The 16,062-nt window shown below is 68.2% G+C and carries 14 protein-coding genes; 7 read left to right on the top strand and 7 right to left on the bottom strand.

All coding sequences use genetic code 11. The features are described 5' to 3' along the window. Nucleotides 1-108 precede the first annotated feature (108 nt). Nucleotides 109-1,242 (bottom strand): LysM peptidoglycan-binding domain-containing protein, encoded by a 1,134-nt coding sequence (locus ACZK3W_RS19600; protein WP_285303472.1) that lies wholly within the window; start codon nt 1,240-1,242, stop codon nt 109-111. 126 nt (nt 1,243-1,368) lie between these two features. On the opposite strand from ACZK3W_RS19600, the gene def reads away from it, so the two are divergent. The 4 genes from def (at nt 1,369) to ACZK3W_RS19580 (ending at nt 6,005) form a co-directional block, all read left to right on the top strand. Next, entirely contained in the window at nt 1,369-1,881 is a 513-nt protein-coding gene (gene def / locus ACZK3W_RS19595; protein ID WP_008267110.1) for a peptide deformylase, read from the top strand. 120 nt (nt 1,882-2,001) lie between these two features. After that, complete coding sequence (gene fmt / locus ACZK3W_RS19590) at nt 2,002-2,925, top strand: methionyl-tRNA formyltransferase (RefSeq protein WP_032128555.1); 924 nt, start codon at nt 2,002-2,004, stop codon at nt 2,923-2,925. 3 nt (nt 2,926-2,928) lie between these two features. Beyond that, nucleotides 2,929-4,260, top strand: coding sequence for a 16S rRNA (cytosine(967)-C(5))-methyltransferase RsmB (gene rsmB, locus ACZK3W_RS19585; RefSeq protein WP_010481181.1), 1,332 nt, complete (start codon nt 2,929-2,931; stop codon nt 4,258-4,260). A 23-nt stretch (nt 4,261-4,283) separates the two neighbouring features. After that, nucleotides 4,284-6,005 (top strand): ArnT family glycosyltransferase, encoded by a 1,722-nt coding sequence (locus ACZK3W_RS19580; RefSeq protein WP_478450207.1) that lies wholly within the window; start codon nt 4,284-4,286, stop codon nt 6,003-6,005. An 18-nt stretch (nt 6,006-6,023) separates the two neighbouring features. Here the strand turns inward: ACZK3W_RS19580 and ACZK3W_RS19575 are convergent, their stop codons facing one another. Both ACZK3W_RS19575 and ACZK3W_RS19570 read right to left on the bottom strand, forming a co-directional pair. Next, entirely contained in the window at nt 6,024-7,145 is a 1,122-nt protein-coding gene (locus tag ACZK3W_RS19575; protein WP_032128558.1) for a glycosyltransferase family 4 protein, read from the bottom strand. 43 nt (nt 7,146-7,188) lie between these two features. After that, on the bottom strand, nt 7,189-8,007 hold the full coding sequence (locus ACZK3W_RS19570; protein ID WP_049401006.1) for a glycosyltransferase family 2 protein: 819 nt from the start codon (nt 8,005-8,007) through the stop codon (nt 7,189-7,191). Here ACZK3W_RS19570 and ACZK3W_RS19565 point away from each other — a divergent pair. Further along, on the top strand, nt 8,006-9,064 hold the full coding sequence (locus tag ACZK3W_RS19565) for a CDP-glycerol glycerophosphotransferase family protein (RefSeq protein WP_049461970.1): 1,059 nt from the start codon (nt 8,006-8,008) through the stop codon (nt 9,062-9,064). The genes ACZK3W_RS19570 and ACZK3W_RS19565 overlap by 2 nt on opposite strands. A gap of 97 nt (nt 9,065-9,161) precedes the next feature. Here ACZK3W_RS19565 and ACZK3W_RS19560 read toward each other — a convergent pair whose 3' ends face one another. The 4 genes from ACZK3W_RS19560 to ACZK3W_RS19545 form a co-directional block, all read right to left on the bottom strand. Then, nucleotides 9,162-10,706, bottom strand: a complete 1,545-nt coding sequence (locus ACZK3W_RS19560) for a PH domain-containing protein (protein ID WP_336685172.1) — start codon at nt 10,704-10,706, stop codon at nt 9,162-9,164. Continuing rightward, the gene (locus ACZK3W_RS19555) at nt 10,703-11,203 is read right to left on the bottom strand and encodes a PH domain-containing protein (RefSeq protein ID WP_032128561.1); all 501 of its coding nucleotides are present in this window, start codon (nt 11,201-11,203) and stop codon (nt 10,703-10,705) included. The genes ACZK3W_RS19560 and ACZK3W_RS19555 overlap by 4 nt, the downstream gene beginning before the upstream one ends. A gap of 75 nt (nt 11,204-11,278) precedes the next feature. Beyond that, nucleotides 11,279-12,415, bottom strand: a complete 1,137-nt coding sequence (gene ribA / locus ACZK3W_RS19550) for a GTP cyclohydrolase II RibA (protein ID WP_032128562.1) — start codon at nt 12,413-12,415, stop codon at nt 11,279-11,281. An 87-nt stretch (nt 12,416-12,502) separates the two neighbouring features. Then, entirely contained in the window at nt 12,503-13,423 is a 921-nt protein-coding gene (locus ACZK3W_RS19545; RefSeq protein WP_049461974.1) for a lauroyl acyltransferase, read from the bottom strand. A 60-nt stretch (nt 13,424-13,483) separates the two neighbouring features. Between ACZK3W_RS19545 and dtd the strand changes: the two genes are divergently transcribed. Together dtd and rpoD are read left to right on the top strand one after the other, a co-directional pair. Beyond that, nucleotides 13,484-13,924, top strand: coding sequence for a D-aminoacyl-tRNA deacylase (gene dtd / locus ACZK3W_RS19540; RefSeq protein ID WP_049401012.1), 441 nt, complete (start codon nt 13,484-13,486; stop codon nt 13,922-13,924). 90 nt (nt 13,925-14,014) lie between these two features. After that, nucleotides 14,015-15,868 carry an RNA polymerase sigma factor RpoD gene (gene rpoD, locus ACZK3W_RS19535; RefSeq protein ID WP_032128565.1) on the top strand — a complete coding sequence of 618 codons (1,854 nt, stop codon included), beginning with the start codon at nt 14,015-14,017 and terminating at the stop codon, nt 15,866-15,868. Nucleotides 15,869-16,062 lie beyond the last annotated feature (194 nt).

Genomic DNA, 16,062 nt, shown 5'->3' with positions numbered 1-16,062 from the left:
AACAAAGGCGCCCTAGGGCGCCTTCGCATGTGGCTGTCAGGTTTTGCCGGAGGTGCCTGCCGGCCAGCGGCCGGCACTACCTGCAGTGCCCGGGCAACCCGGGACTGGTTACTTCGCGTCCGGGTGCAGTGCGTTGAACCCCACGCGCACCGGCTTCACGCCCTGCATCACCAGCGCGTAGCTGACGTTGTCGAAGGTACGGAACACCATGGCGTGCGCGGCGTATTCGTCCGGCAGCGAAACCCGGCCGGCGCCGGTGCTGAGCGAATCGTCCATGCGCGACGAGGTGGGGTACTTCATGCGGTGCGCCACGTGGCGGCCCGGGCGCCACAGCGAGAACACGGTGCCGTTGTCCACGCCCTGTGCGCGACCTGCGGAAATCGCGATCACATCGCGCGGGCCAGCGGCGGTGAACATGTCGGTGACGGCCAGCACGCGCACATCGACGCCCTCGACACCGGCGGCCGGGACATGGGGGACGAACTGCAGGTCGTACGGCTTGGCCTCGACCGGGACCAGGCGGTCGCCGGCACGCACCTCGCGGCCGCCTTCGTTCTTGTCCAGCACCAGGGTGGACGCCTCGACCTTGCCGCCGGCGACATGGGTGATGGTGCCGGTGGCGACCTGGGCCAGCTCATAGCCGAGTATGCCGCGGCGGTGGTTGGGGGCGTTGTAGGCCCGCCACAGGTTGCCGCTGCCGGGGGTGACGTCGCCGTTGGCGGTCAGGTCCTCGGTCGGCTTGGGCTGGGCGTAGCGCACGGTCGGGCGGACCACGGCCCAGCGCTGGCCCAGCTGGGCATCGGCCAGGCGCACGTAGACCGCACTGCCGCTGGTGACGCGCAGGCGTTCTTCTTCCAGGCCGGCCACGTAGGGTAGCTGCTCGATGCTGTCGACCACGCTCAGCTGCTTCAGGAACGGCTCGACCTGGGCCAGCGGAATGGCATCGATCGGGGTTTCCTGGCGCGGGCCGGGCTTGGCAGCGACGGTCACCCGGTCCAGATAGGCCAGGCTGAGCACGTCACCGGGATAGATCAGGTGCGGATTGGCGATCTGCGGATTGGCCTGCCAGATCTCCGGCCACAGCCACGGCTTCTGCAGGAAACGTGCGGCGATATCCCACAACGTATCCCCTTTTCGGACCACATAGGTGTCCGGGTGCCCGCCATTCACTTCCACGGCGGTAGCATAGGCAGCCACGGTCAGCATCGCCGCGGCGACGACCGTACGAAAACGAAGCAACATAGGTGTGAAGCCCTGATTCCCCAACAGGTCCGCGCACTATAGTCCAGAAACCGGGGCGCAAGGCAAGCGTTGGAGCTAGAATCTGCGACGTATGCCGGCGTGCCGGCCCCCTATCCGGAAACAGCCATGGCCCTTCTCCCCATTCTCGAGTTCCCCGATCCGCGCCTGCGTACCAAGGCTGCGTTGATCGAAGCCGCCGAAGTCACCACGCCGGCCTTCCAGGAACTGATCGACAACATGTTCCTGACCATGTACGACGCCCCGGGCATCGGCCTGGCCGCCACCCAGGTGGACGTGCACAAGCGCTTCATGGTCATCGACGTCAGCGAAGAAAAGAATGAACCGCATGTGTTCATCAACCCGGAAATCGTCGCCAAGGACGGAGGCCGGGTGTATCAGGAGGGCTGCCTGTCGGTTCCGGGCATCTTCGCCGACGTGACCCGCGCCGATACCATCACCGTGAAGTACCTGGACCGCAACGGCCAGGAACAGCAGCTGGAAGCCGGCGAAGTGCTGGCCACCTGCATCCAGCACGAGATGGATCACCTGGACGGCAAGCTGTTCATCGACTATCTGTCGCCGCTCAAGCGCGAGATGGTGCGCAAGAAGCTGGCCAAGCAGCGCAAGCACGTGGCGTGATCGCCAATCCGGGCCGCCCATCGGGTGGCCCGTGCCTGCGCGACGCGCGCGGGCTGTACGGCGCCGGCCGACGGCGCCGTTTTCTTTCCTGCACGAATCCATCCTGCAAGTGGGGTAGCCATGAGGATTGTCTTTGCCGGTACGCCGGAATTCGCGGTGTCGTCGCTGCGCGCGGCTGCGCGCCACCATGAGGTCGTGGCCGTCTACACCCAGCCTGATCGTCCGGCCGGCCGTGGCCGTGGCCTGGCGCCGTCGCCGGTCAAGCTTGAAGCCGTGGCCCGTGGCATTCCGGTCTACCAGCCCGAATCGCTGAAGGATGAAGCCGCCCAGCAGCAGCTGCGCGACCTGCAGCCGGACCTGATGGTGGTGGTGGCCTATGGCCTGATCCTGCCCAAGGCGGTGCTGGCCATTCCGACCCACGGCTGCTGGAACGTGCATGCCTCGCTGCTGCCGCGCTGGCGCGGTGCCGCGCCGATCCAGCGCGCGATCCAGGCCGGCGATGCGAAGACCGGCGTCTGCCTGATGCAGATGGAGGCCGGCCTGGATACCGGCCCGGTGCTGCTGCACCAGGAGCTGCCGATCGCGGCCACCGATACCGGTGGCCAGCTGCATGACAAGCTGGCGGAACTGGGCGCGCAGGTGCTGTCCGACGGCCTGGGCCTGCTGCGGGCCGGCATCAAGCCGATCGCGCGGCCGCAGCCGGAGCAGGGCGTGACCTATGCGCACAAGCTGGACAAGGCCGAGGCCCGTCTGGACTGGGCGCTGGATGCAGGGGCGCTGGCACGCACCGTGCGCGCCTTCAATCCGTGGCCGATCGCTGAAGCGACGCTGGCTGGCGAGCGGGTGCGCATCCATGGCGCGGTGGCGCTGGATGAGGCCCACGGCCAGGCGCCAGGCACGGTGCTGGCGGCCAGCCGCGATGGCATCGACATCGCCTGTGGCCAGGGCGCACTGCGCCTGCGTGTGCTGCAGCGGGAAGGTGGCAAGGCGATTACTGCGGCCGACTACCTCAACGCCCGCCGCGATCTGCGCGTGGGGGCATAAGCGGTGTCGAAGCAGAACGATTTCTCCGTCGCCAAGGCGGCGCCGGGCGCGGCCACGCGCATGCTGGCCGCACGTGTGCTGGCACAGGTGTTCACCCGTGGCCGTTCGCTGAAGGCCGAACTGGCCTGGGCGCTGCCGAAGCTGGCCGACAGCCGCGACCGTGCGCTGCTGGAAGCCCTGTGTTTCGCCGTCCTGCGCCGCCGCAGCACCTATGACGCGGCGCTGCAGTCGTGGATGCAGAAGCCGCTGTCGGCGCGTGATGCCGATCTGCGCACGCTGCTGATGGTCGGGTTCGCCCAGCTGGACGTGCTGGAGCTGCCGGCGCACGCGGCGCTGTCGGCCACCGTCGATGCCGCGCGTGCACTGGGCCGTGAGCGCCAGGCGGGCCTGGTCAATGCGATCCTGCGCCGCGCGCAGCGCGAAGGTTTCCCGGAGCAGCCAGCGCGCGATGCCTTCCCGGAATGGCTGGCCGATGCGGTGGAACGCGATTGGCCGGCACAGGCCGACGCGATCTTCAGCGCCAGCCTGCAACCGGCGCCCCTGTGGCTGCGCGCCAACCGCCAGCAGGGCGGTCGTGACAAGGCACTGGCCGCGCTGGCCGAAGCCGGCATTGCCGCAGAAGCCAGTCCGCTCAGTGCCGACGCGTTGCGCCTGGCCTCTCCGGTTGCCGTGAATCAGCTGCCCGGCTTCGCCGAGGGCGCGATCTCGGTGCAGGACCTGTCGGCGCAGTGTGCCGCCGATGCGCTGGCCCCGGTGGCCGGTGCCCGCGTGCTGGACGCTTGTGCGGCCCCCGGCGGCAAGTCGGCGCACCTGCTCGAGCGCGACCCCAGCCTGCGCCTGCTGGCGCTGGATATCGACGCGCGCCGCCTGGCCCGTGCACGCGATACCTACACCCGTACCGGCGTGGGCGAGCATGCGCAGACCCTGGCGGCAGATGCCAGTGATCCGGGCGCCTGGTGGGATGGCGTGCCGTTCGACGCGATCCTGCTTGATGCGCCGTGCTCGGCGACCGGCGTGATCCGCCGCCAGCCGGATGTGATGTTCCACCGTCGCGCCGAAGACATCGATGCACTGGTCGGCGTGCAGGCCCGCCTGCTGGAAGCCTGCTGGTCGATGCTGCGCCCGGGCGGCGTGCTGTTGTATGCCACCTGTTCGATCCTGCGCGCCGAGAACATCGATCAGGTGCGCGCGTTCCTGAAGTGGCATCCGGATGCCGTGGCGCAGCCGCTGGGCGATGCATTCGGCGTGGATTGCGAAGGGGTGGCGCGCCAGCGGCTGCCGGGTGAAAACGATGCTGACGGTTTCTTCTACGCGCGTCTGTTAAAAGCAGCCTGACCCCCGCTGCCGTTTCGAGTCCCATGCTGAAAACCCACGCGTCGCGCCAGACGTGGTTGTTGGTGGTGATGGCCCTGCTGGTGCTGGGGGCCGGCCTGGGCCTCCGTGATCCGTGGCCCTCGGACGAGCCACGTTTCGCGCTGGTGGCCAAGCAGATGGTCGACAGTGGCTACTGGTTGTTCCCGCATCGCGGCCCCGAGCTCTATTCGGACAAGCCGCCGATGCTGATGTGGTTGCAGGCGGCGATGTACAGCCTGGTCGGCCACTGGCGGGTGGCGTTCCTGCTGCCCTCGCTGCTGGCCGCGCTGGGCACGCTGTGGTGCGTGGTCGATCTCGGCCGCCGCCTGTGGACGCGGCAGGTGGGGCTGTACGCGGGCTGGGCACTGCTGTTCGCGCTGCACTTCACCTTCCAGGCGAAGAAGGCGCAGATCGATCCGCTGGTGGTGCTGTTCATCACCCTGGCCAACTACGGCCTGCTGCGCCATCTGCTGCTGGGTCCGGCCTGGCGCTGGTGGTGGCTGGGCTGGTTCTTTGCCGGCATCGGTGTGATCACCAAGGGCGTAGGCGTGCTGGCGCTGATGATGATCGCGCCGGCGGCAGTCGCATCCGTGCTGCACTGGCCGCGGGTACGCCTGCACGTGCGCGACCTGCGTTTCTGGCTGGCACCGTTGGCCTTCCTGCTGGCGGTGTCGCTGTGGCTGGCGCCGATGCTGCTGGCAGGCTTCGCCACCGGTTCGGAGCCGTACCGCGCCTACATGGACGACATCCTGTTCCGGCAGACCGCGCGGCGCTATACGCAGTCCTGGGACCATCACCAGCCATGGTGGTACTTCCTGGCGATCATGCCGTCGATGTGGGTTCCCGCGTTCCTGCTGCTGCCCTGGGCGCTTCCGGCCTGGTTCCGGCGGCTGCGCCGGCGCGATGCGCGCTACCTGCTGCCGTTGGCCTGGTGGCTGCTGGTCGTGCTGTTCTTCTCGCTTCCGCACGGCAAGCGCGACGTCTACATCCTGCCGGCATTGCCGATGTTCTGCCTGGCGCTGGCGCCGTTGCTGCCCGGGCTGCTGAGGCGGCGCGATGTGCAGCGCGTGCTGGGCGCATTCACCGCGTTGCTGGCACTGGCGCTGGGGCTGGTGGGTGCGCTGGCGCTGCTGGGTGATCCGGATTTCGAAGTGCGCCTTACCCATGGCCGCGGGTTGCTTCCCGGTGCCACCGATGCGCTGGCCTGGGCGGCGCTGGCGATGGCGGTCTGGTCGGCCTTGAGCCTGTGGGTGTGCGGGCGCCAGCGTCGGCACGTTGCCCTGGCCTCTACCCTGGCAGGAGTCTGGGTGCTGTACAGCCTGGTCGGCTATCCGGTATTGAACGACTCCAGCTCGGCCCGTGGCCTGATGCGTGAAGTGAGTGCACGCATCGGTCCGCAGGCCGAGCTGGGACTGGTGGCATGGAAAGAGCAGAACCTGCTGATGGCCGATCGCCCGGCGGCCACCTTTGGATTCGAAGCACGTTGGCATCAACAGCTGCAGGCGGCCGTGCGCTGGCAGCGGCTGGTTCCGCAGCAACGCTGGCTGCTGGTGAACGAGGATGCGATGCAGGCCTGCATCGATCGTGCGCGGGCCGAGATGGCGGGCATTTCCAATCGTCGCCGCTGGTGGCTGGTGCCTGCCGATGCGGTCGCCGGCGACTGCCGGCCGTCAGCGGCGGAACTCGAGCACGAGCGCCGCCTGCAGGGGCCCGGCATCACCGATTGAGCGTTCGGGGAGCGTGGCTCAGGTGCTGGCCAGGGCGGCGTGGTAGCTGGCCAGCGTGGCGTCGGCGAATGTCTGCAGGCCGAACTCCCGCTGTGCATGGCGGCGTGCTGCGCGGCCCTGTTCCGGCAGCGCATCGCGCTGTGCGTACAGCGCTTGTACCTGGGCGGCGATGGCGTCGATGTCGCGTGTGGCAACCACCCAGCCATCGACGCCTTGTTCGATGTTCTCCGGCAGGCCTGCGTAGTCGCTGACCAGCATCGGCTTGGCACTGGCCATCATCTCGCGGCAGGCGAAGGAGATCGTCTCGACGTCATGGGACAGTACGAAGCCAGCATCGCCGGCCGCGATCAGGACGCGGGTATCGGCCAGCAGGCCGGTGAAGTGCACCTGCGCGGCCACCTCGCCCAGCGCCTGCACCTGTTCGCGCTGCTGCGCGCTGGGCAGGTGGCCGGCCACGGCCATGTGCACATGCGGACGCACCGCATCGGGCAGCCGTGCGATGGCCCGGGCCAGGTCGATCCAGCCCTTGTAATCGTCGGTGCCGGCATTGCTGACCAGCACCAGCGCCTGTGGATCCTGCGTCCATTGCTGGCGCAGCGCGCTGCCGGTGCCGGCCGGCTGCGGTGAGTAGCGCTCCAGGTCAACGCCATTGCGGACCACGTCGATCGGGCAGCGACGGTACGGGCCCTGTTCCAGCAGGCGCTTGGTGTCGGCCGAGACCGCGATCAGTCGATCGGTGGCCCAGCGTGCGCGCAGCGCATTGCCAAAGGTATTGGTGGGTTTGCTGTTGTGCTTGGTCAGCACGATCGGCGGGCGGCGCATGCCCAGCAGCCCCTGCATCACGAAGCGGTGGTCGCGTGCACCGTTGACATGGATCAGGTCGATGCCTTCATCGTGGACCAGCCTGCGCAGCGCGCGCTGTTCGGCCAGCTGCCGGGGCAGCGTTGGCAGGCCGCTGCCGAACGCAACCGGCAGTGTGCGGGCAATGCCTTCATCGGCCATGGTCCGCAGCAGGCGGCTGTCGGCCGGCGCGGCGACGTGGAGCGTGTGCTGGCCGTGCAGCGCACGCGCCAGCGAGACGATGTACGTGGTGTGGCCGCCACCGTCGCCGTAGTGGAAGTTGGTGTACAGGATTTTCATGGGGGGTCTTCAGGCAACGCACGCGCAGTGTGACACAGCGTGGTCAAGGCCGGTCCGCGGAAGGCGCCGGGTCGGCCACCGCCTGTCCATTGCCCAGCATCCACAGCATGATGGTCTTCTGCCGCACGTAGTTGGCGCGGACGTAGGCGTAGACCAGGCCGTGCCAGCCGTCGCGGAAGCCGCCACGGAACAGGAAGCCGCGCCAGAACCGCCAGGCCGGCGCCAGCACCAGCTTGCCCAGCGTGGCCCGCTTGCCGCGTGCGAACTCGTGCTCGGCCATCATCCGCGCGTACTTCTCGGTCTTGGCCAGCTGCTGCTGCAATGACCGGTACGGATAGTGGATCAGGTCGCCGCGCAGGGTGCCCACACTGCCGTCGACACTGGCCGCCTCGTGGATCTCGCGCTTGCCGCGCCAGCCGCCGCGGCGGCGGTCGAACAGGCGCATCACCCGGTCCGGGTAGGCATTGCCATGGCGCAGGAACTTCCCGAAGTACTCCGAGAGGCGGGCGAAGCGGTAGCCGGCCTGGCCGCCGAAGCCACCGTCGCGGGCCTGCTCGATGGCGGTGCGCAGCTCGGGGCTGATGCGCTCGTCGGCGTCCAGGCACAGCACCCAGTCGTGGCTGGCCTGCTCGACGCAGAACGCCTTCTGGCTGCGGAAGCCCTCGAACCGGCGCTGCAGCACGCGGGCACCGGCGGACTCGGCGATGGCTACGGTGGCATCGGTGGACTGCGAGTCCACCACCACGATCTCATCGCAGAAGGCCAGCGAGGCCAGGCAGTCGCCGATGCGCCCGGCCTCGTTGAACGCGATAATGCACGCCGAGATGCGAGGCCGTTCGATGGGAGCGGTCGTGGAGGACATGATGGCCGGGTACCTGTTGTTTGCGACGGAGCGCTATGCGCTGCCTATTCTCGCCCCGTTGGCGCAGGCCTTGCACGCGTCCGGGCAGGAGGTGGCGGCCTGGTTCGAGGACGGCGCGGCCGGCAGCAGCCTGCCGGGGGTGCCCAACGTGGGCCTGAAGCAGGCCCTGGCAATGCGTCCGCGGGCGGTGTTCAGCGCGGCCAACTGGGTGCCGACCTTCCTTTCGGGGGCCAAGGTGCAGCTGTTCCATGGCTTCAACGTGGAGAAGCGGGACAGTGCGCGCGGCCACTTCCGGGTGCGCGGCATGTTCGACCTGTACTGCACGCAGGGGCCGGCCACGACCGCACCGTTCCGCGAGATCGCCAGCCTGCAGGGCCACTTCGCCGTGGCCGAGACTGGCTGGCCGAAGCTGGACCCGCTGTTCCGCGATGACGGAGGCGAGAGTTCCGCGCTGCGCGCACCGGCCGGTGACCGCCCGGTGATCCTGTTCGGTTCCACCTTCACCGAGCGGCTCAGCGCGGCTCCGCACCTGCATGCGCAGATCGCCGCTGATATCGCCGCCGGTGACCACTACTGGCTGCTGACCCTGCACCCGAAGTGCCCACCGGAACTGTTCGAACGCTACCGCGCGCTGGCCGGTGCCAATGCCCGCTTCATCGAGCCGGAGCAGGTGATGGCCGCGCAGCGTGCCGCCGATGTGCTGGTGTCGGACACCTCATCGATCGTTTCGGAGTTCATCGTGCAGCACAAGCCGGTGGTGACCTTCCGCAACCGCGTGCCGAAGCCGCACATGATCGACTTCGATGATCCTGCGCAGCTGCAGGCGATGCTGCAGCGCGCGCTGCACCCGGACGCCGCGCTGCAGGCGGAAATCGTGCGCTACGCCGATGCCATCCACCCTTACCGCGATGGCCGCTCCAGTGAACGGGTGATCGCGGCCACCGAGGATTTCCTGTCCGGTGAAATGGGTGCGTTGCGGCGCAAGCCATTCGGCAGCTGGGTGCGCGATCTGCAGATCCGCAAGGACCTGGGGTATTGGGGCCCGTCGCAGCGCTGATGCCTCGCTGACCCCGTTCGCGGTAGTGCCGGCCGCTGGCCGGCAACCTCGGGAATGGCGACAGTTGCCGGCCGGCGATCGGCACGACCTGTAGTGCTTACCAGCGCAGCTTGCGCCGCGCCAGCGCCGCGGCCAGTTGATCCAACACCTGTTGGGCCTGTGCCTGCGGCAGATGATGCAGCGTCAGCGCCACATCACCATGCGCGCCGGCGGTATCCAGCTGCAGGCTGCTGGTGCCCAGCAGTTTGTCCAGCGGCGAGCGTTGCAGGCGCAGGCCCTGCACCTTGTCCAGCTCGGCCCAGCGCCACCAGCGCTTCCACCAGCCGCCGCGCACCGCCACATAGTGTTCGTCCAGGTACCAGCCCATGCGTGCCATCTGCCGGTGCGCGACCAGCAGCGCCACCGGTAGCCACGCCAGCACCAGCAGGCCCCATGGGCCCCAGCGCCAGTACGCGGCCGCAGCCAGCAGCGGCACCAGCACCAGTGCGCCGAGGCACAGCCGCCACCAGCCGCGCTGCGGAATGGACTGCCATTGCAGCGGAGGCCACTGCAGCTGCGGCAGCAGGTGCTGCACCAGCTGCTCACAACGTGTACTGGACGCCAGCGGCGCGAGTTCGCGCAGGGCGCGGTCCTCATCGCGCGCGGGGCCACCGGCGGCACTGTCGATGCGCAGCTGACGCAGCCCGAACCAGCGCTGCAAAGTACCTTCGCGCAGCGTCCAGGCCTGGATGCGCCGGCGCGCCACGCTGCTGCGGGTGCGGCTGAGCAGACCGGCCGATACGGTCAGGCGTCGGTCCTGCTCGCTGAGGGTGAAGCCGTGGTAGCGCAGCAGCGTCAGCACCACCGACAGCACGCGCAGCGCCAGCCAGCCCAGCAGCAGCGCGGCAGCCAGCAGCAGAAACGCACCGGTCACGCCGGGGTGCAGATGGCTGGCGTAGCCAAAGGCTTCGCGTCCACCGCGCTGGAGGGCATCGTCCATCACCGGCCGTGGCACGGTCTGGAACAGCACGCCGAACGCGGCGATCGCCAGCGCCCAGCCGCGGTTGGAGAGCAGGCCCATGCGTACCACGTCCCAGCTCGACAGGCGCAGCAGTACCTGCTCGTTCTCAGTCGCGGTGCTGGCAACCGGGTCGGGCTCGGTGATGCCGGCGGCCTGCGGCGCCTGCCCGCGCTGGCGGACCAGCCGTTCCAGCGCCAGCGCCTGGTCCAGCTTCAGCACCCGCATCTCCGCTTCCGGACGCACGCCACCGGCCGATTCCAGGCGCAGCTCGGCCACACCAAACAGGCGGTGCAGCGGGTTCTGCCGCACCTCCACGTTGTGGATGCGCGCGAACGGAATCTCGCGCCGGTTGCGCGCGAGCAGGCCGCTGCGCACGGTGATCGCATCACTGCCGATACGGTAGCGGTAGCTGAGGTACTGCAGCACCGACACCAGTACCAGTGCGGCAATTGCCGTCAGCGGAATCAGCTGCGCCCACATCGGGTCGCGGTCGCCGCGCTGGCCGAACACCAGCAGTGCGACCAGCGGCAGGAAGTAATGGCGCAACTGCATCAACAGTACGAACAACCACGACCACGGATGCAGGCGGTGGTCCTCGCCACCGGCGGGCAGTGCTGCAGGCAGAGGCGGTGGCAGGCTCACAGGGCGTCGGCGTCCTGGTCGAGCTGGTGGGACAGGGTATCGCGCAGGCGCTCGGCATCCGCCTCGTCCAGGCCGCTGACGGTCACCGCGCTCATGCGGGTCCCGGCGGTGTGCACGATCAGCGTGGCCAGGCCGGCACGGCGTTCCAGCGGGCCGCGGCGCAGGTCCAGGTGCTGCACGCGCGAAATGGGGATGCGCGTTTCCAGCTGCCACATCAGGTCGCGGCGCAGGCCCAGCCCTTGGGCATCCAGCCGCCAGCGGGTGCGGGTCAAGCGCCGGCGGCCGAGCCAGGCGCCGAAGACGATGCCGATCAGCAGCCCAAGGGCGGCCGTCCACAGGCCGCCGGGCAGGTCGAAGAACCACGCGGCTGCGGCCAGCGGCAGGCCCGGCACAAACAGGCCGCCGAAGGCACCTTCCAGTGCGGCCAGCCGCGCGGCGCGGCGCGGCAGCGACTGCCAGGCATCGGTGGTCGGAGCAGTAAGGGGAACGTCGGTCACGCGGGCTCCGTCAGGTGGCAGGGCGGGCGGTGGCGGCCGTGGCCGCACCGCGCAGACGGTAGCAGGTCGGCTGCGTTACTGGGCAGCCTGGATCAGCGCGTCCACATCCAGCATGTGGCCGGCACGATCAGCCTTGGTGCGCAGGTAGTGCTCGTTCTCGGCGGTGATCTCGCCGGTGACCGGAATGCAGTCCAGCACCTCGATGCCAGCGTTGCGCAGGCGCTGCGCCTTGGTCGGGTTGTTGCTGAGCAGGGCCACGCGCGAAATGCCCAGGCCGCGCAGCATCGCCACCGCGCTGCCGTAGCGCCGTTCGTCGGCGCCGAAGCCGAGCTGTGCATCGGCATCGATGGTGTCCAGGCCGTCATGCTGGTAGCCGTAGGCACGCATCTTGGCCGCGATGCCGGTACCGCGGCCTTCCTGGTCCAGGTACAGCAGCACGCCGCCGCCCAGTTCCTTCAGCTTGCGCAGGCCGCGCCGCAGCTGGTCGCCGCAGTCGCACTTGAGCGAACCGAACAGGTCGCCGGTCAGGCACGAGGAGTGCACGCGTACCGGTACCACCGCCGACAGATCCGGTTCGCCGACGATGATCGCGACCTGGTCACGCTGGGCGACGCCACCACGGAACACCGCGAACGTGGTCATGCCGACATCGCGCAGCGGTACCGGCGAACGCGCCACCAGTTCGTAGTCATGCGCGGCATGTGCTGCGCCCTCGGCCAGGTCGCACAGCGCAACCTCGGCCGCGCCATCGAAGGTGTGGTCTTCGGCGTCCAGGCGCACCGCCACCATCGCCGGCAGCAACAGGCCGAGGCGGGCCAGTTCCACCGCGCCTGCATCGAAGGCGTCACCGGCGCTCCAGCCGTCCGGCATCGGGCCCGGTTCACGCAGGTAGCCCAGCGAGGGCAGGGCATCGAAGGCAACACCGGCCAGCGGCAGGCGCGCACCCTGCGGGGCCTCCACGCCAAGCACGCGGGCGCGGGTGGCGGTCAGGAACAGGTAGTGCCGCTCGCGGGCGGCATTGGCGAAGGCAGCGAAGCTGCTGGCCGTGGCGCTGTCCAGCGCGATCACCGCCAGGCGCTGGCCCTGGCCATCGTGGAGCAGCACCGGGCGACCGGCACGCAGTTCGGCCACCGCGCGCTCGCAGCGGATCGCGGCCGGATCGCCGAACAGGGAAGAAGCAGCAGACATGGCAGGACCGGGGGAGTCGGACATCGCAGTCTCTATGGGGGCGCCGGCGTCGTATTCAACGTGGTGCGGCCGCCGGTCGCAGGGGCCGGATGGGCCTGGGTGCGGCGGCCGTCAGTGCGGATGCTCTTCGGTCGCGTACGGGTCTTCCTCGCCGCTGCCCGGTGGCCGCAGCGTATAGCGCTTGTAGGTCCACTGGTACTGCGCCGGATCGCGGCGGGCAATGCGCTCGATGCCGGCATTGAGCGCGGTGGCGGCCACCTGCGGGTCGGGGTCGGCCACGGCGGCGTCGGTCGGTTCGATGTGCAGGGCGAATTCCATGTCCGGGCCGATGCGCTCGCACCAGCCATACAGCACGGTGGCGCCGGTGCGCTCGGCCAGCCGGTTGACCAGGGTCATGGTCAGCGCCTGCACGCCGAAGAACGGCACGAACACGCCATCGCCGGCCTTGGGCTGCTGGTCGGGCAGGATGCCGGTGGCACCGCCGTCCTTGAGCACCTTGAACAGCTGGCGCACGGCCGGGCCTTCGGCGCGCACCTGCTGTACGTTCTGGCCGCCCCGCACCAGCTGCAGGAAGGCATCGCTGGCCTCGTCCTCCGGTGGCTTGTAGACGATGGCGATCTGCCCGCGCGAGGCCAGCCACTGGTTCAGCAGCTCCCAGTTGCCGAAGTGAGGTGCGGCCACGATCACGCCCTTGCCGCTGGCCAGGGCCGCGTCGTACAGGGCCTCGCCGTGGCGCTGCTTCAGGTGCAGGCGCAGGTTGTCGGCCGGCGCCTGGCTCCACAGGCGCAGGGTCTCGATGGCTTGCAGGGCGGTGGAGCGCAGCAGCTCCCGGTGCAGGCGGTCGCGCGTGGCGCGGTCCAGGTCCGGGTAGGCCAGCTCCAGGTTGCGTCGGGTGACGCGGCTCTCACGGGCGTTGAGACTGATCCAGGTCCAGGACAGGGCACGGGCGATTCCCCGCAGCAGCGGCCAGGGCAGGCGGGCGAACAGGGTGGTGGCGCGGTAGACCAGCCGGGCTTTGCGTTGCGGATTCATCTGCGCCAGTTTAGCCAAGGGCGCTGCTATCGTGGCCGGCCCCGTTCATTGGAGCCCACGATGCTCGTCCTTATCCAGCGTGTCAGCCAGGCTGCCGTCCACGTCGATGACGAAGCGGTCGGCCAGATTGGTCCGGGCCTGCTGGCGCTGGTGGGCATGGAACCGGGCGATACCGAGGCCCAGCTGCGGCGCATGGCCGAGCGCCTGCTGGGCTACCGGGTGTTCGCCGACGAGGCCGGGAAGATGAACCGCTCGCTGCGCGACACCGGCGGCGGCCTGCTGCTGGTCAGCCAGTTCACCCTGGCGGCCGATACCCGTTCGGGCATGCGGCCCAGCTTCACCAGCGCCGCACCGCCGGACGAGGCTGAACGCGGGTTCAATCGATTTGTCGAGATCTGTCGTGAAAATCACGCGCCAGGGGTGGAAACGGGCCGATTTGGTGCCCATATGGTCGTCAGCCTGGTCAATGACGGTCCCGTGACCTTCCTTCTCAGGCCCTGAGCCTGCGGGACCACCGCCCGGCAGGCGGGGCCCCGGGCTGGTATAATGCTACGTTCCCTATTTCTCCCTAGCCGGTGGCGCGAGCACTACATGGCCAACGAACGTCCTGCCCAATCCGAAATCAAGCAACTGATCAGCAAGGGCCTGGAACAGGGCTACCTGACCTACGCCGAAGTCAATGACCATCTGCCGGACGACATGGTCGACCCGGAACAGATCGAAGACATCATCGGCATGATCAACGGCATGGGCATCGATGTCCATGAAGTTGCGCCGGATGTGGAAACCCTGCTTCTCAACGATGGCAACACCGGTAACCGCGAAGTCGATGACACCGCGGCCGAAGAAGCTGCCGCCGCGCTGAGCGCGCTCGACACCGAAGGTGGCCGTACCACCGACCCGGTGCGCATGTACATGCGCGAAATGGGCACCGTCGAGCTGCTGACCCGCGAAGGCGAAATCGCCATCGCCAAGCGCATCGAGGAAGGCCTTTCGCAGGTCCAGGCCGCCCTGGGCCAGTTCCCGGTCTCGGTCGAGTCGCTGCTGACCGACTACGAAGCCCACAAGGAAGGCAAGAAGCGCCTGGCCGAAGTGATCGTCGGCTTCAACGATCTGGCCGATGAAGTGCCTGCGCCCGCCGCTGCCGCGTCCGATGACAGCGATGATGCCGACGCCGAAGGCGACGAGGACGAGGACGATGATGTCGAGGGTGGCGAGGAAGAAGCCGCACCGACCGGTCCGGATCCGGAGGAAGTCGCTGCGCGCATGCAGGCGCTGAGCGATGCCTTCAATGCCTTCAAGAAGGCCGCCACCAAGGGCGACAAGAAGAACCTGCCGCGCCTGCGCGAAGAGATGTCGGCGGTGTTCGTCACCCTGAAGCTGCCGCTGCCGCTGACCGACGTGCTGACCAAGCAGCTGCGCGACACCATGGCGTCGATCAAGGCCCATGAGCGCCGCGTGCTGAACCTGGCCACCGTCACCGCCCGCATGCCGCGCAAGGACTTCATCCGCTCCTGGGAAGGCAACCAGACCAACCTGGAGTGGGTGGAAGACGCACTGAAGCGCAAGCAGAAGTGGTCTTCGGCCCTGCGCGAAGTGAAGGACCAGATCATCGCCGAACAGCAGGCGACGATCGACATCGAGAAGCTGACCCAGCTGGACCTGGAAGAGCTGAAGGAAATCAGCCGCGCCATGGCCTACGGTGAAGCCAAGGCGCGCAAGGCCAAGAAGGAAATGGTCGAGGCCAACCTGCGCCTGGTGATCTCGATCGCCAAGAAGTACACCAATCGCGGCCTGCAGTTCCTCGACCTGATCCAGGAAGGCAACATCGGCCTGATGAAGGCCGTGGACAAGTTCGAGTACCGCCGCGGTTACAAGTTCTCGACCTACGCCACCTGGTGGATCCGCCAGGCGATCACCCGCTCGATCGCCGACCAGGCGCGCACCATCCGTATTCCGGTGCACATGATCGAGACGATCAACAAGTTGAACCGCATTTCCCGCCAGATGCTCCAGCAGTACGGCCGCGAGGCTACGCCGGAGGAGCTGGCCAAGGAAATGGACATGCCGGAAGACAAGATCCGCAAGGTGATGAAGATCGCCAAGGAGCCGATCTCGATGGAAACCCCGATCGGCGACGACGAGGATTCCCATCTGGGCGACTTCATCGAGGACACCAACGTGGAGTCCCCGATCGAGAACACCACCAACATCAACCTGTCTGAAACCGTGCGCGATGTGCTGGCCGGCCTCACCCCGAGGGAAGCCAAGGTGCTGCGCATGCGCTTCGGCATCGACATGAACACCGACCACACCCTCGAGGAAGTCGGCAAGCAGTTCGACGTGACCCGCGAGCGCATCCGCCAGATCGAAGCGAAGGCCCTGCGCAAGCTGCGTCACCCGAGCCGCTCGGAGCAGCTGCGCAGCTTCCTGGATATCGATTGATTTCCAGCGGCTGTTGAAGCGTTGAGAGAAACCCCGCTTCGGCGGGGTTTTTCTTTGCCCACCATATCCCTGCAAAGCCCGGCCCATGCTCGGCTGAGGCTTATGATTACGTAACAAGTAATGTAACGGAAGGCCCGCGTCGAAGCTGGCTCTTCGTGAATATGCCCATTATTTTCAAGCTCATAGGTGCACGG

The organism is Stenotrophomonas sp. 80084_Sma (assembly GCF_056481995.1).
Note: the sequence above shows the minus strand (reverse complement) of the source record. Positions and strands in the feature narration are given on the sequence as shown.

Excerpts from the sequence above, each read along its gene's own strand:
- rpoD (WP_032128565.1), top strand. The coding sequence starts at position 14,015 with ATGGCCAACGAACGTCCTGCCCAATCCGAAATCAAGCAACTGATCAGC.
- ACZK3W_RS19575 (WP_032128558.1), bottom strand. The coding sequence starts at position 7,145 with ATGAAAATCCTGTACACCAACTTCCACTACGGCGACGGTGGCGGCCAC.
- def (WP_008267110.1), top strand. The coding sequence starts at position 1,369 with ATGGCCCTTCTCCCCATTCTCGAGTTCCCCGATCCGCGCCTGCGTACC.
- ACZK3W_RS19600 (WP_285303472.1), bottom strand. The coding sequence starts at position 1,242 with ATGTTGCTTCGTTTTCGTACGGTCGTCGCCGCGGCGATGCTGACCGTG.
- ACZK3W_RS19570 (WP_049401006.1), bottom strand. The coding sequence starts at position 8,007 with ATGTCCTCCACGACCGCTCCCATCGAACGGCCTCGCATCTCGGCGTGC.
- ribA (WP_032128562.1), bottom strand. The coding sequence starts at position 12,415 with ATGTCCGACTCCCCCGGTCCTGCCATGTCTGCTGCTTCTTCCCTGTTC.
- ACZK3W_RS19565 (WP_049461970.1), top strand. The coding sequence starts at position 8,006 with ATGATGGCCGGGTACCTGTTGTTTGCGACGGAGCGCTATGCGCTGCCT.
- ACZK3W_RS19545 (WP_049461974.1), bottom strand. The coding sequence starts at position 13,423 with ATGAATCCGCAACGCAAAGCCCGGCTGGTCTACCGCGCCACCACCCTG.
- fmt (WP_032128555.1), top strand. The coding sequence starts at position 2,002 with ATGAGGATTGTCTTTGCCGGTACGCCGGAATTCGCGGTGTCGTCGCTG.
- dtd (WP_049401012.1), top strand. The coding sequence starts at position 13,484 with ATGCTCGTCCTTATCCAGCGTGTCAGCCAGGCTGCCGTCCACGTCGAT.
- ACZK3W_RS19580 (WP_478450207.1), top strand. The coding sequence starts at position 4,284 with ATGCTGAAAACCCACGCGTCGCGCCAGACGTGGTTGTTGGTGGTGATG.